Genomic DNA, 14,371 nt, shown 5'->3' with positions numbered 1-14,371 from the left:
AATAATGATGGGAATACATAGAAAAAGTACTAGTATTGATGTAGAACAAATTAAAGAACTTTCAAAACTTGAAGGCGAATTTTTAGTAGCAAAAAACCAGCGTGATGAAGAACTAAAACGAGTGATTAGGGGTGAAGATCAACGTTTTCTCCTCGTCATCGGACCTTGCTCTTCTGATAATGAAGATGCTGTTTTAGATTATGCACACCGTTTGTCAAAACTCCAGGAAGAGGTTAAAGATAAAATCTTTATCGTTATGCGAGTCTATACTGCAAAACCGCGTACAAATGGTGAGGGATACAAGGGTTTGATGCATCAACCAGATACCTCTAAGCTACCTGATTTAATTAATGGTATTGCTGCTGTACGTCATCTGCATTACCGTGTTATTACTGAGACAGGTTTGACAACGGCGGACGAAATGCTCTATTCCGCAAATTATCCTTTGGTAGAAGATTTGGTATCTTATCATGCCATCGGAGCTCGCTCCGTCGAAGACCAAGAACACCGTTTCGTTGCTTCTGGAATCGATATGCCTACAGGCATGAAAAACCCGACTTCAGGTAATTTGACTGTCATGTTCAATGGTATCTATGCTACACAAAATAAACAAAATTTTATCTACCGAGATGCAGAAGTTTATACGGACGGTAATCCACTTGCCCACGCTATTCTTCGCGGTGCCAATACTGAAAAAGGTGGTTATGAACCGAACTACTACTATGACATTCTTTTGAAAACCATCAAGCAATATGAGCAATTTGGTCTTGAAAATCCATTCATTGTCATCGATACTAACCATGATAATTCTGGTAAAAATTACTTGGAGCAAATTCGCATCGTTCGCCAAACGCTTATTAATCGTGATTGGAACGAATCCATTCGTAAATACGTCCGTGGTTTCATGATCGAATCCTACTTAGAAGACGGCCGTCAAGATAGCCCCGAAGTCTATGGCAAGTCCATCACTGATCCTTGCTTGGGATGGGAAAAAACCGAAGCACTCATCCGTGAAATTCATCAGACACTATAATTATTTTATAATTGCAAAGCATGATTGATTAGAATTGGAGACATTTTGTGAATATTGATGGATATACTCGCCTAGCAGCTGTAGTTGCAAAGCCAATAAAACATTCCATTTCACCCTTCATCCACAATCTTGCTTTTGAGGAAACGGGTGTAAATGGAGTCTACCTAGCATGGGAAATTGCAGAAGATGATCTAGCAGTCACACTTGAAAATATCAAACGATATAACATGTTTGGAATTAATCTTTCCATGCCTTATAAACAGGCTGTAATACCCTACCTAGATGATTTAACAGAGTCTGCTCGCTTGATTGGTGCCGTTAATACTGTTCTTCATCAAGACGGCCTGCTTATTGGTCACAATACAGACGGCATCGGATTTTTTAAAAGTTTGGAAACTCTTAGAGCATTCCATGTAAGAAACAAACGGCTGACAATCTTAGGTGGAGGTGGTGCTTCAACTGCCATTATCGCCCAAGCTGCAATAGATGGCGCAAAGGAAATCACCATTTTTTGTCGCCCACAAAGTGTGGAAAGGACTGTTGTAACAGTCCAAACTATTGCACAATCTACGGGAGTTTCCCTACAAGTACTCCCCAACAATGATAGCCACTTACTCGCAGAACACATAAACAATTCAGACTTACTCATCAATGGAACCAGTGTGGGAATGGATGGCACTTCCCTACCACTCCCAGCTACCATTCGTTTTCCAGAGGAACTATTGGTCGCGGATGTGATATATCAACCATTTGAAACACCTTTATTGAAAATGGCAAATTCACAAGGAAATCCCACCATCAACGGTCTGGGTATGCTACTCTTTCAAGCAGCGGAAGCCTTTGAACTCTGGACGGGAAAAGAAATGCCGACAGATTTGATTTGGCAACTATTAGTACAGAAATACGATATCAAATAGAGAGGAACGGGTATGAAACTAACTGTTAACCTTCCCCACAATCCATATGACATCCTCATTGAAAGAGGTAGCTTGTCACAGGTTGGTTCCTGGGTCAAAGGACTCTGGAACCCTCAAAAAATTGCCATCATTACAGATGACCTGGTTGGTAGACTGTATACTCAAACGGTTCAAGCTAGTTTAGAACAAGCTGGTTTTGACACTATTGTATTTGAATTTCCAGAAGGTGAAGCATCAAAAAATCTTGAAACTGTTTATCAAGCCTACGAATTTCTCGTAAAAAACGGGATGACACGGAGTGATGGAATTTTAGCTCTTGGTGGTGGTGTGGTTGGAGATTTAGCTGGCTACGTTGCTTCAACTTATATGCGGGGTATTCATTTTCTCCAGGTTCCAACGAGTCTAACTGCCCAAGTTGATTCTTCAATTGGTGGGAAAACTGGCGTGAATACACCATTCGCTAAGAATATGGTCGGTAGCTTCTACCAACCTGATGGCGTCCTCATTGACCCTAATACCCTAAAAACACTTGGCAAACGTGAATTGATTGAAGGAATGGGCGAAGTCGTTAAATATGGCTTGATCGATGATGTGGAACTCTGGGATACACTTGACCGATTAGATGGATCTGTAGAAAGTATTTTGGAGAATGCCGACTATATCATCTACCACTCCTGCGAAGTTAAACGCAAGGTTGTAGTCGAAGATGAGTTGGACAATGGAGTCCGCTTATATCTAAACTTTGGACACACAATCGGTCATGCGATTGAAGCTACCGCTGGCTATGGTCAAGTCATGCACGGTGAAGCTGTCGCTATCGGAATGGTTCAAATCTCACGTGCTTCTGAGAAAAAAGGATTGATGCCAGCAGGTATAACTGAAAAAATTATCGCTATGTGTGAGAAGTTTGGTTTGCCAACTGCACATCAACCATGGAATAGCGAGGAATTATATACAGCCTTAACTCACGATAAGAAAGCAAGAGGAAAAACTATTAAGCTTGTTATCGTGCCACAGCTTGGACAGGCTGCAATCCATCACATTCCATTAGAAGAAATGAGAGAGTTCTTGCAATAGAACATATAACAAAAGGCTACTGAGTTGAAGCAATAAACTCAGTAGCCTTTTTTTTACAATATCATATCATCATCAGTCAATTTTTCGCCACTATTCTGGTAGAAAAGATTCATCAAGTCTTGAACAGTTAAGTTCTTCTTCTCTTCACCCTCAACATCAACAACGATTTGACCACGATGCAACATCACTAATCGATTGCCATATACAATAGCGTTTTCCATATTGTGCGTAATCATCAACGCCGTTAATTGGTGTCCTTCAACGATTTTCTTCGTCAATTCCATTACCATATCACTGGTTTTTGGATCTAGGGCAGCAGTATGTTCATCTAGCAAGAGTACCTTGGGCTTAACAAGTGAAGCCATCATCAAAGTCAAAGCTTGACGTTGGCCACCTGAAAGAAATTGAGTATCAACTTTCATACGGTTTTCCAATCCGAGACCAAGCTCTTTCAATGCTTCCTTAAAAATAGCACGTTCACTATCTTTTACACCCCAACCGAGACCACGTGATAATCCACGACGATAAGCAATGGCCATGTTTTCTTCAATAGTTAGGCGAGAAGCAGTTCCCATCTTCGGATCTTGGAAAACACGGCTAATGTCCTTAGAACGTTTTGCAGCTGAGACATGCTTGATGGATTTCCCTTCAAGTAAAATATCACCCGAATCAACCGTTAGTGCTCCAGCAAGTGAGTTCATAAATGTTGACTTACCAGCACCATTACCACCGATAATAGAGATAAAGTCTCCTTCTTTCACATCTAAGCTTAACCCACGAAGAACATGATTTTCATTGACAGTCCCTGCTTCGAAGGTTTTATGAATATTTTCTATTGATAAAATTGTTGTCATTATTTCCTCCTAAGCATGTCCATTTAATTTGGGACGACGAATATTGAGTTTCTTCTGTAATTCAGGTACATAAAGTACAGTTGCCAATAGAATTGCAGAGAAGAGTTTAACAAGGTCCGCATCCATCCCAGGTATTTCCAAAATCGCAAGAATAATCAAGCGGTATACGACTGCACCCAGTACAACTGACAGCAATCTCCAACCCAAACGGAGATTCCGTAATATGACTTCAGCAATAATGACAGATGCCAAACCGATAACGATAGTACCCGTACCAGAGTTAAGATCTGCATAACCATTATTTTGGGTCAACAAGGCACCACAGAGAGCAATTAACCCATTTGACATCATATAGCCATAGATTTTCATTCTGTCTACGTTAATGCCATTTGCTTCACTCATTGGAATATTATCCCCTGTTGAACGAATAGCCAAACCAATTTGTGTATTGAGTAAAAGCGTTAACACTCCGACAACTGCTAAAACAAAGATGATACCAATCACCAGTACAGCATTCGTTTTAGTCAAACCAAAATCCTGCAATTGAGTGACCAAGGTCTCCTGCTTAAGCAAAGCCACATTGGCCTTACCTAATATTTTCAAGTTAATCGAATAAAGACCTGTCAAGGTGACAATACCTGTCAAGAGAGCAGGAATTTTTAACTTTGTGTGGAGTAAGCCAGAAATTAATCCAGCTCCCATACCAGTTATCATTGCAAGAAAAGTTGCAAGGAAAGGGTTTAGACCATTTACAATTCCTGTTGCACAAACAGCGGCTCCAAGGGGATAAGATCCCTCTGCTGTCATATCTGCGATATCCAAAATACGAAAAGTCAAGTAAACACCAATCGCCATGACTGACCAAAGCAAGCCTTGCGAAATACTCGATAAAATAATATCCACGATTTTCTCCTTTGTAGGTTATTGAAGAATCTCTCTTCTTGCACCGTTTACTCAGATACAGAAAGTTTGCTAGTATCAATTCCGAGTTGTTTGGCAATGTCCTCATTTACATGAAGACTAACTGTTTCAGGGTATTCCACTGCGGTTTCAGAAACATCCGCACCTTCAATAATTTTGATTGCCATTTTTGCGGTTTGACGTCCTAGAGCCTCATAATTAGTACCATAAGTTAGTAAACCACCTTCATCCACCATATCTGTTGAACCACCGATAACTGGTATTTGATGCTCAACAGACAATTCACCAATCATGGTCATTGTTGAGGCAATAGTGTTATCAGTTGGAACAAAAATAGCATCTACATCCTTCATCAAGCTTGTAGTGGCATCTTGCACTTCATTTGTTGAAGTGATTCCCTTTACAACCACCTTATAGCCCGCTTTTTCAAATAATTGTTTAGCTTGTTCTACTTGAACCTCAGAGTTCCGCTCGCTAGTGGTATATAGGATACCAACTGTTTTCGCATCTGGAACTGCCTGTCCTAGCAATTCAACTTGTTTATCAATTGGAGCTTGGTCGGAAGTTCCTGTCAAGAGTCCCCCTGGTTTTTCAATAGATTCTACCAAATCCGCTGATAATGGATCCGTAACGGCAGTGAATAGGATGGGAGTTTCAGTTGATACGGTTGCCAAACTTTGTGCAGCAGGTGTTGCAATAGCTAACACAATATCATTTCCATCGATTAATTGTTCTGATATAGTTTGTAGGTTTGCTTGATCACCTTGTGCATTCTGATAATCTAAGACTAATTTTTCTCCTTCTTTGTAGCCGTTCGCCTCTAACTCTGCGACAAACCCTTCACGCGCTGCAGTCAAGGATTCATGTTCCATATATTGTAGAATCCCAACTTTAACTGTTTCAGAAGAAGATTTGTCTGAACTTGCGGAAGAGCAAGCTACAAGCGTCAAAATTCCTACACTAACCAGGGAAATCGCAGCTATTTTTTTCATGAATTTAGTTTTCATCATATGATACTCCTATCTTTCCAACTTGTATTTTTCCAATGCTTTAATGGTTTCAGCATCAAAACCGAGAGCTGTCGCCATTTCTTCATTCACAGTAACAGCAGCTGTATTTGGTTTTTCAACTGGCAAGTCAGCTGGCTTATCACCTTTCAAGATTTTCACAGCTAGTTCGCCAGCCTGTACACCAATTGCATGATAGTCAACTCCATAAGTAAATAGAGTAGCATCAATAACTGCGGCATCACTTCCCATTGCTGGAACCTTTGCTTCTTGTAAAATTTCACCAATCGTTGAAGCAGTTGAAGCAACTGTATTATCTGTCGGGAGATAGATAGCATCGACCTTAGCAGCCAGAGAGGTCATTGTTTGTTGAACGTCATTTGTTGAAGTAACAGTTGCTACCTCTACTTTGACTCCTTTCGCTTCAAGGGCTTGTTTAGCTTGGTCAGCTTGCACCTCAGAATTAACTTCACTTGAATTGTAGAAGATACCAACCGTTTTAGCTGAAGGAACCACTTTAAGTAACATGTCAATCTGCCCTTCTACATCTGTTGCATCAGTAGATCCTGTCATAGAACCGCCGGGTGCATCCAAACTTTCAACCAGTCCTGCTTCAACTGGATCCGTTACAGCTGTAAACACACTTGGTGTCTCACCATCCGCATTTAACAATGCTTGGGCAGCAGGTGTTGCAATTGCAAAGTTCAAATCATTTTTCCCTGCAAGCTGTCCTACCATTGTTTGTAAATTGGCTTGATCTCCTTGGGAATTTTGTAAATCAATTGTCAGATTCTCGCCTTCCTTGTATCCCGCATCTTCCAATGCTTCTATAAATCCTTCACGAGCTGACGTTAATGCCTCATGTTCTGCATATTGGATAATACCAACCCGAACTGATCCAGAATCTTCACTATTAGAACTACATGCTGCCAATGTTAGCGCTGATAGTGCAACAACCGAGCTAAAAATAATTTTTTTAAATCTAAACACTTCAATCTCCTTTAAATGTATAAGTAGTTAAGCCAAAAAGAAAGGGACCGTCTAGAAGATGACATTCTAAACGACCCCAATGCTTCAACTGTATAGTAAAAACAGACTGAACAACTCGCGCCATTTAGATGTATTCATCTATGAGGCACATGTCAAAATGACTACAGCCACATAGATACAAACTTTACGTTCCCGTGTTTGCATCCATGTCTTCCATGTCTACAAACACTATCTAAAATAGCTGTAGAAATATGTACGAGTAACTGTTTGTTTTCGACACATACGTGGCATATCTGTTTTCCTTTCATTTTTTGATTTGTAACTATGATAACTGTTTTAAAATCATTTGTCAATAGATAATTGCGTAAATTTTCAGATTTTTCAATAAAATTCATACAATTGATGAAATTCTAAAAATAAACGACTACTTGAGCCGTTTATTGAAGCAATTCATTTAATGGTTTAAAGATAATCCGTTCCAAATCTGCCACATAGGTTCCTAATTGTTGTTGCTTCGTAAAATACTCTGTCAACAATGGATTGGCTTGAACCTTTTTATTGAAATCAACCATTTTCTTTTGGTCAGCTTCAGTTGGAATTTCACCTGCTTGCAATTTTTCCTGAATACCTTTTTGGAAAGAAATATAGTCATCTAGGGTACTTTTAGCTTCTGCATTCGCTTCAACAGAAACTTTCACTGTTTCTACTGCCTTATATTCCGGTAGATTGCGAATAGCGCGCTCCAATTGATTGGCAATATCATAGATATTTGTGGTCATAAACAACCTCCTAATTTAAGTATATTTGATAAGAAGTCTGCGCAGTTAAACGTTTTGCAGCTTCATCTAAATGTTCCTTATTTTTAAATGTGATCTGTAAAATACCATATGTGTCTTCACGGTTCTCTTCGTTAATACGAATATTTACGATAGAGATTCCTCTCAGGACCTCTAAAACTTTTAGAACAGAGTCCTCTTCGTCAGGCACATTGATAAATATATCGAAAAATGAATCAACACCACCACGCTTATGGATTTCCATCTCTTTACGTGTCTGACTACCTCTAGCAAAAAAGTCCCAAATATCATCCTGTCGTTTTTCTATTAAAAGTTGACTAATATAAGTTAGGCGATCTTTAAAATCTTCTATACGTTCAATAATTGGCTCTGCATTTGTCATCAAGATACTCGTCCACATACCTGGTTCACTCTCTGCAATTCGAGTCATATCTCGAAATCCACCTGCTGCAAAGTTATTTGTAAAGGGGTGTTCTAAGGCATAATCACCCGCCTGATTCATCAGGGTTGAAGCTAGCACATGGGGAAAATGCGATATTTGACTCGTTACAAGATCATGTTCCCGGGCATCAATCTGTACGAATCGCGCACCAGTTCCCGAAAGGAGGTCAGTTAGTCTAGGAACTGCATCTGCCTGGGTCAATGAACAAGGTGTCATAATGTAATATGCATTTTCAAATAATAAAACATCTCCAGCTTCCGCACCAGATTTATGACTACCAGCCATTGGATGACTTCCGATAAAGTTTATTCTTTTTTCTGAGAGATAAGCCTCCGCAGCTTGAATAATCTCTGTTTTTGTGGAACCAGCATCTGTCACCAATACGTTTGGTTTTAAATCGATTTGTCCTAACTGTTTGATAAACTCAATGGTTTGCTGAATTGGAACGCATAAAATGATAACATCTGCACGACCCGCAAATAGTAAGAAATCATCAGTCGCCTCATCTACCATATTTCTTTGTAAAGCTATATGACGAGATTTTTCTCCTCGATTATAACCAAGTATGGTGTAATCTGGATGGTGTTTTCGTATACCGAGTGCTAGAGAGCCACCGATTAGACCGAGACCGGCAATATATACTGTCTTAGTCATCTTATCACCTAGAAATTCTTAACATAGTCACGGTGGCTAGCAACAGCAGCTTTTAATTCCTCTAAATTATCTGAAGAGAATTTTTCCAACATTTCATTTGCAATAACCGTTGCAACAACAGATTCCATCACAACACCCGCAGCAGGTAGAGCTGTTGGATCCGAGCGCTCTACAGTAGCTTTATAAGGCTCGTGAGTATCAATATCGACTGACATAAGCGGTTTGTAAAGGGTTGGAATTGGTTTCATCACCCCTCTGATAATTAATGGTTGACCGTTTGTCATACCACCTTCAAAACCACCCAAATGGTTTGTCCGTCGAGTATAGCCATCCTCTTCTGTCCAAAGTATTTCGTCCATTACTTGACTACCTTGGAGATAGCCAGTTTTAAAACCAAGACCAAATTCGGCACCTTTAAAGGCATTAATTGACACAACAGCCTGTGCTAGTTTTGCATCTAGTTTCCGGTCCCATTGTACATAGGAACCCAAACCAGCTGGAACACCGCCAACGATTGTTTCAACGACTCCACCAATCGTATCACCATCACGTTTCACTTGGTCAATGTAAGCCTTGATTTCCTCTTCACGCTCTTGATTGACAATGGAAACTTCTGATGCGGCCGCGCGGTCACGAATCTGAGCAACAGTTAATCCATCTGGTACATCAATTTCTTTCCCACCAAAAACAACAACATGATTTGCAATCTCAATATCAAGTTCTTCCAAAATACGTTTTGCAACAGCCCCAACTGCCACTCTCATTGTGGTTTCACGGGCACTTGAACGCTCTAAAGAGTTTCGTAAATCACTAAAACGGTATTTCATCCCACCGACCAAATCGGCATGTCCTGGACGTGGGTGTTTTATGCGACGCTTGCTTTTGAGTTTCTCTTCAATATCCTCAACAGCCATAATATCCAACCACTTCTGATGATCCTTGTTTGTTACATTAAGAGTGATTGGTGCACCTGTTGTTTTACCATGACGAACTCCAGCAGTAATTTCCACACGGTCCGTTTCAATTTGCATACGACTTCCTCGACCATAACCACCTTGACGGCGTTTCAAGTCTTTATTAATATCTTCAGCTGTTAAAGGAAGACCTGCTGGAACTCCCTCTATGATGGCTGTTAAACGTGGGCCATGCGACTCGCCTGCTGTTAAATACCTCATACTAGTTCTCCAATATATCTAAAAATTTTCGTGTATTTGCCAATGAGATCTGGCCAGGGGCAGAAGCTTCATCTAAACTTGCAAAAGTCCAACTTGAACCCGTTACAAATCCTGATATCCGAGATAATTTTCCTAATGCCCCCATTGAAATTGTAGCAAACTCTTGCTCAGAATTCAATGTTTTAAACCCACGAGTATAATTCATCACATCAAGTACATCCTGCTCGGAGTTTGCCATAACAGCAATTTTCACAACCGCAGGAGATAAACGTGTAAGCTCAGAAATGATTTCCAAATAATTGGAAGGTGTTTCCTTGAAATTGTGGTAACTTAAAACTAAGTTAGGGAAATCCAACATCTGATCAAATACAGACTGATAAGAATAGTACTCAAAATCAATATAGTCTGGTTGGTAAATTGCTGCAACTTCCTTAATTAGATTGACATATTCTTGATCTTCTAAATCTAGGTGTCCACCCTCACGTGTGGTTCGAAGCGTAAATAATACCTCTTTACCATTATATAATTCAAAAACGGCAGGTGCAACTTTCAATATCTCAGCTTTTGGAAGAAAATCAGCTCTCCATTCAACAATGTCAGCTTCAGATAATCGTTCTCTATCAATTGCTTCTATTTCTTCTAAATTTTTAGGCATTATTGGAACAACAATTTTCATTTTTGCACCTGTATCGTAAAGACCTTAAGGTAATTACTACTTTCATCATTTTTATTAACTGTAAAATCGTTTGGCAAGCGATAAGTTTGTAAAAAGCGATACTTAACTTTTCCAAGTCCCTTCTGAACTTGCTGTTTAAACTTGTCTATCGAAATGTTTGCAGCATTGGTTGAGGCAATAATCATGCCATCTGAATGTAAGATTTCAAGTGATTGTTCAATCAGTTTGTAATAATCTTTCGACACTGTGAATGTATGCTTTTTATTTCGAGCAAAGCTAGGTGGATCCAGAATGATCATATCAAACTTCAATCCCTTTCTCTTTGCATAATTAAAATATTCAAAAACATCCATTACAACGAATTGATGGTGATCAAGAGGTAAACCATTTGCCATAAAATGAGCTTTAGATAGATCACGTGATCGTTTCGCCAAATCAACTGAGACAGTCTCACTCGCCCCACCCATAGCTGCCGCAACCGAAAAAGCAGCTGTATATGAAAACATATTTAGCACTTTTTTACCGCTAGCAAGTCCATCAACCAGTGAAGCTCTAACATCATGTTGATCCAAGAAAATTCCAGTCATCAATCCGTCATTTAAAAATACCTGATAAGCAACACCATTTTCGTTAACAGTGAATGTATCCGGGGCCTGATCTCCATACAGGAAATTAGAATCTCTTAATTCTGATTGAAAACGAATTTTCTCGTAAGCTCCAACTACCTCAGGAAATACAATTTGAAAGGCCTCAATAACTAACTGCCTAATGGAATAGACAAAAGTATTATACCAAGAAAAAACAGCGTAATCTCCATATAAATCAATTGTCAATCCACCAAAACCGTCACCATCTTGATTAAATAAGCGAAAAGCTGTTGTCAAATTTGAATGGTAGAACGGCTGGCGTACTGTTTTTGCCTTTTTAAAGAGATTAGTAAAAAAATCTACAGACAATGCTATTTTATTACGACTAAAAAGCCAACCAATTCCCTTATTTTGTGGAGACAAGTAAGCCTCGCCTAAATATCTTCTACTCTTAGAAAACAAGGACACTTGACCATCAGGTAGGTTTTGGTTTTCCTTGAAATCTGAACTGTCTAAAAGGCTGATTCCTTTATTAATCTTTTTTTCTACAATGGTACTAACTATTATTTTCATACATTTTCTATTATATCATGAATTAAACTATATGCCAAAAAAACTCGTATTATTGCAGTTTATTTTATAAAATATGATATGATATAATGTACAAAGATTTTAGAAAGGGATGTGGAGACTACTAATTGTGAAAAAACTAATTGACATCATAAAAAAGAACTATCAGACTCGTATTGGATTCATAGTTTTACTATTATTAAGTTATTGGACAAAATCCCTTTGGGCCTATTTTGTTGATTTTCATTTGGATTTATCTGGTTTATTGCAATATTTAATTGCTATTTTTAATCCAATTCCACTAGCATTACTTTTACTCGGACTAGCACTTTATATAAAAAATACTAAGCTATTTTATGGAATTGCCATAACCATCTATCTTGTTTTGTTCCTATGGCTTTTCTCAAATGTCGTCTATTATAGAGAATTTGCTGATTACATTTCAGTTTCTACAATGTTGGCAACTTCGAGTGTTTCCACTGGTCTTGGTGAGACAGCACTCGAGTTATTCAACTTATGGGATTTAGTCTATTTTGCGGATTTTATTATCATTGCAATAGTATTAAGAAAAAAACCATACAAACTAAACCCTAAACCTTTCTCAAAAAGAGCTAGTTTTGCAGTCTCTTCTTTAGCAATTTTATTATTTTCAGTAAACCTTTTTACTGCTGAGATTGATCGCCCAGAATTACTAACTCGTGGATTTTCAAATACGTATATCGTACGGGCTTTAGGTTTACCTGCATTCTTTACTTATAATGCACATCAGACTTACACTACGGAAAAGGATCGTTCTGATGCAACAGCAGAGGACCTTGTTCCTGTAGAAGAGTACATTCAAGAACATTACGCCTCACCCAATAGTGACTATTTTGGAATCGCAAAAGGACGGAATGTCATTTATCTACACTTAGAAAGTTTACAACAATTTGTAATTGATTATAAACTGAACGTTGATGGCGTTGAATATGAAGTAACACCATTTCTCAACTCTCTCTACCATTCACAGTCTACTTTGGCCTTTTCAAATTTCTTTAATCAAGTTAAAGCAGGAAAGACTTCTGATGCTGAAACTATGATTGAGACATCTCTTTTTGGTCTCAATCAAGGCTCATTCATGGTTCAATATGGAGGAAGCAATACACAGCAGGCTGCGCCTTATATCCTTTCTCAGAATGGAGGCTATACTTCCGCTGTTTTCCACGGTAACTCAGCCAGCTTCTGGAACCGAAATAATACCTATAAACAATGGGGCTACAATTACTTCTTTGACCAGTCCTATTTCTCTGAGGCGACTGCTGAAAACTCATTCCAGTATGGTTTGAATGATAAAATCATGTTCGCAGACTCGATTCAGTATCTCGAACATTTGCAACAACCTTTCTACGCAAAATTCATCACGGTGTCAAACCACTATCCCTACACTTCCAGTCTAATTGGCGATGAAGTTGGCTTCCCTTTGGCAGATACACCTGATGAAACTATCAACGGGTACTTTGCTACAGCTAACTATTTAGATGACTCAATCAAGGCATTCTTTGACTATTTGAAAGCTACTGGTTTGTATGAAAATTCAATCATTGTTCTATATGGCGACCACTATGGGATTTCAAATTCTCGCAACCCGGACTTAGCTCCATTAATCGGAAAAGATTCTCAAACTTGGTCAGATTTTGACAATGCAATGATGCAACGAGTTCCATATATGATTGTAGTACCTGGAATGACAAATGGTGGAATTATCGATACTTTTGGTGGTGAAATAGATGCCTTACCGACTCTCGAACACCTCTTAGGAATTGAAGCAAACAATTATCTTCAAGTTGGACAAGATATGCTCTCTAGCGAACACAGTCAAGTCGTTGCTCTCAGAACCGCAGGAAACTTTATCACACCAAAATATACCAGTTATGGCGGAAAAATATACTATACTGAAACTGGAGTTGAAATAACCAATCCAGATGAAGTTACTCAAAAAGAAATTGATGATATAAAAGCCTCTGCTGCGGCGCAATTATCTGCTAGTGACGCCATTCAGACTGGGGATCTTATCCGATTCTATGACAATGGTTTAACAGCCTTAGACGCAAGTCAATACAATTACATAGATTCACTCGCAACTTTATTAGCTTTAGAAAAAGAACTTGGAATCAAATCAACAAGCTTATATAGCAAAAACAATAATCAATCAACTGTTGACCTCTTTAAAGCTCCAAGTTATCTGGAATTACACAGTAGTTCATCATCCAGTGATTCCTCGAGCTCAAGCACTACTACTTCCACAAGTTCATCAACAAAGACTAGCTCTAGTGAATAATAAAAAAAGGACATTGACCAATCACACGTCAGTGTCCTTTTTTTACTTCTAGAATAATTTCTCATTACCTTGACAACCTCACGCATACTCATAAAATGAAAAGCAGTATAGCTTCAAACAGCATCACTCTCACAGACTAATGTAACCGCCCAATAACAAGGTATATTGAAAAAGGATCCAAAGTCCTGTCGACTCTGGAACCTTTTTCTATTTACATACTCTCTTAATATTTTTGTCCCATGGCAAATAAGCCTCTAGCACCTCTTTTTTTGCGAGCGTCTCCTCGTTAGGTAAGTGTTCTAGAAGATAAGTCATATATTTCTCTGCGTCAAGTCCATGTCGCTTAGCAGTTTC

General features: G+C 38.8%; 14 protein-coding genes. 4 read left to right on the top strand and 10 right to left on the bottom strand.

Translation table 11 applies throughout. From position 1 onward, the window contains the following. Positions 1 to 7 precede the first annotated feature (7 nt). Genes ACPC58_RS08725 through aroB form a run of 3 tightly spaced genes read left to right on the top strand, consistent with a single transcriptional unit; the run spans position 8 to position 3,027 of the window. Entirely contained in the window at positions 8 to 1,033 is a 1,026-nt protein-coding gene (locus ACPC58_RS08725; protein WP_274504922.1) for a 3-deoxy-7-phosphoheptulonate synthase, read from the top strand. Between the two features lie 47 nt (positions 1,034 to 1,080). Beyond that, positions 1,081 to 1,950, top strand: a complete 870-nt coding sequence (locus tag ACPC58_RS08720; RefSeq protein WP_434065807.1) for a shikimate dehydrogenase — start codon at positions 1,081 to 1,083, stop codon at positions 1,948 to 1,950. Between the two features lie 12 nt (positions 1,951 to 1,962). Further along, a complete protein-coding gene (aroB, locus tag ACPC58_RS08715) occupies positions 1,963 to 3,027 on the top strand; it encodes a 3-dehydroquinate synthase (RefSeq protein WP_217374972.1) in 1,065 nt (354 codons plus the stop codon). 53 nt (positions 3,028 to 3,080) lie between these two features. Here aroB and ACPC58_RS08710 read toward each other — a convergent pair whose 3' ends face one another. From ACPC58_RS08710 to ACPC58_RS08670, 9 genes are all read right to left on the bottom strand, one after another. Next, entirely contained in the window at positions 3,081 to 3,881 is an 801-nt protein-coding gene (locus tag ACPC58_RS08710; RefSeq protein WP_277843473.1) for an ABC transporter ATP-binding protein, read from the bottom strand. 9 nt (positions 3,882 to 3,890) lie between these two features. Next, positions 3,891 to 4,784: an ABC transporter permease gene (locus ACPC58_RS08705; RefSeq protein WP_434065806.1), complete on the bottom strand. Its 894-nt coding sequence runs from the start codon at positions 4,782 to 4,784 to the stop codon at positions 3,891 to 3,893. 47 nt (positions 4,785 to 4,831) lie between these two features. Beyond that, positions 4,832 to 5,809 carry an ABC transporter substrate-binding protein gene (locus ACPC58_RS08700; RefSeq protein ID WP_217375154.1) on the bottom strand — a complete coding sequence of 326 codons (978 nt, stop codon included), beginning with the start codon at positions 5,807 to 5,809 and terminating at the stop codon, positions 4,832 to 4,834. 12 nt (positions 5,810 to 5,821) lie between these two features. Next, a complete protein-coding gene (locus ACPC58_RS08695) occupies positions 5,822 to 6,799 on the bottom strand; it encodes an ABC transporter substrate-binding protein (RefSeq protein WP_434065805.1) in 978 nt (325 codons plus the stop codon). A gap of 437 nt (positions 6,800 to 7,236) precedes the next feature. After that, positions 7,237 to 7,578: a YlbF/YmcA family competence regulator gene (locus tag ACPC58_RS08690; protein ID WP_434065804.1), complete on the bottom strand. Its 342-nt coding sequence runs from the start codon at positions 7,576 to 7,578 to the stop codon at positions 7,237 to 7,239. Between the two features lie 10 nt (positions 7,579 to 7,588). Continuing rightward, a complete protein-coding gene (locus ACPC58_RS08685) occupies positions 7,589 to 8,692 on the bottom strand; it encodes a prephenate dehydrogenase (RefSeq protein WP_217374969.1) in 1,104 nt (367 codons plus the stop codon). An 8-nt stretch (positions 8,693 to 8,700) separates the two neighbouring features. After that, positions 8,701 to 9,867 (bottom strand): chorismate synthase, encoded by a 1,167-nt coding sequence (aroC, locus tag ACPC58_RS08680; protein WP_217374968.1) that lies wholly within the window; start codon positions 9,865 to 9,867, stop codon positions 8,701 to 8,703. A gap of 1 nt (position 9,868) precedes the next feature. Beyond that, positions 9,869 to 10,543: a type I 3-dehydroquinate dehydratase gene (gene aroD, locus ACPC58_RS08675; protein WP_434065803.1), complete on the bottom strand. Its 675-nt coding sequence runs from the start codon at positions 10,541 to 10,543 to the stop codon at positions 9,869 to 9,871. Beyond that, positions 10,540 to 11,703 (bottom strand): class I SAM-dependent rRNA methyltransferase, encoded by a 1,164-nt coding sequence (locus ACPC58_RS08670; protein ID WP_434065802.1) that lies wholly within the window; start codon positions 11,701 to 11,703, stop codon positions 10,540 to 10,542. The genes aroD and ACPC58_RS08670 overlap by 4 nt, the downstream gene beginning before the upstream one ends. A gap of 127 nt (positions 11,704 to 11,830) precedes the next feature. Between ACPC58_RS08670 and ACPC58_RS08665 the strand changes: the two genes are divergently transcribed. Further along, entirely contained in the window at positions 11,831 to 14,017 is a 2,187-nt protein-coding gene (locus tag ACPC58_RS08665; protein ID WP_434065801.1) for an LTA synthase family protein, read from the top strand. A gap of 207 nt (positions 14,018 to 14,224) precedes the next feature. On the opposite strand, the gene ACPC58_RS08660 is transcribed toward ACPC58_RS08665, so the two are convergent. Further along, a partial coding sequence (locus tag ACPC58_RS08660; protein WP_434065820.1) for a transposase domain-containing protein occupies positions 14,225 to 14,371 on the bottom strand: 147 nt, incomplete at its 5' end.

The organism is Streptococcus sp. VTCC 12905 (assembly GCF_049893385.1).
Taxonomy (GTDB): Bacteria; Bacillota; Bacilli; order Lactobacillales; family Streptococcaceae; genus Streptococcus; species Streptococcus suis_AA.
This window is presented reverse-complemented; position numbering and strand designations above follow the sequence as displayed.

Bases quoted from the DNA above. Each gene is read 5' to 3' on its own strand.
- ACPC58_RS08725 (WP_274504922.1), top strand. From the start codon at position 8: ATGGGAATACATAGAAAAAGTACTAGTATTGATGTAGAACAAATTAAA.
- aroB (WP_217374972.1), top strand. From the start codon at position 1,963: ATGAAACTAACTGTTAACCTTCCCCACAATCCATATGACATCCTCATT.
- ACPC58_RS08710 (WP_277843473.1), bottom strand. From the start codon at position 3,881: ATGACAACAATTTTATCAATAGAAAATATTCATAAAACCTTCGAAGCA.
- ACPC58_RS08700 (WP_217375154.1), bottom strand. From the start codon at position 5,809: ATGAAAACTAAATTCATGAAAAAAATAGCTGCGATTTCCCTGGTTAGT.
- ACPC58_RS08690 (WP_434065804.1), bottom strand. From the start codon at position 7,578: ATGACCACAAATATCTATGATATTGCCAATCAATTGGAGCGCGCTATT.
- ACPC58_RS08685 (WP_217374969.1), bottom strand. From the start codon at position 8,692: ATGACTAAGACAGTATATATTGCCGGTCTCGGTCTAATCGGTGGCTCT.
- aroC (WP_217374968.1), bottom strand. From the start codon at position 9,867: ATGAGGTATTTAACAGCAGGCGAGTCGCATGGCCCACGTTTAACAGCC.
- aroD (WP_434065803.1), bottom strand. From the start codon at position 10,543: ATGAAAATTGTTGTTCCAATAATGCCTAAAAATTTAGAAGAAATAGAA.
- ACPC58_RS08670 (WP_434065802.1), bottom strand. From the start codon at position 11,703: ATGAAAATAATAGTTAGTACCATTGTAGAAAAAAAGATTAATAAAGGA.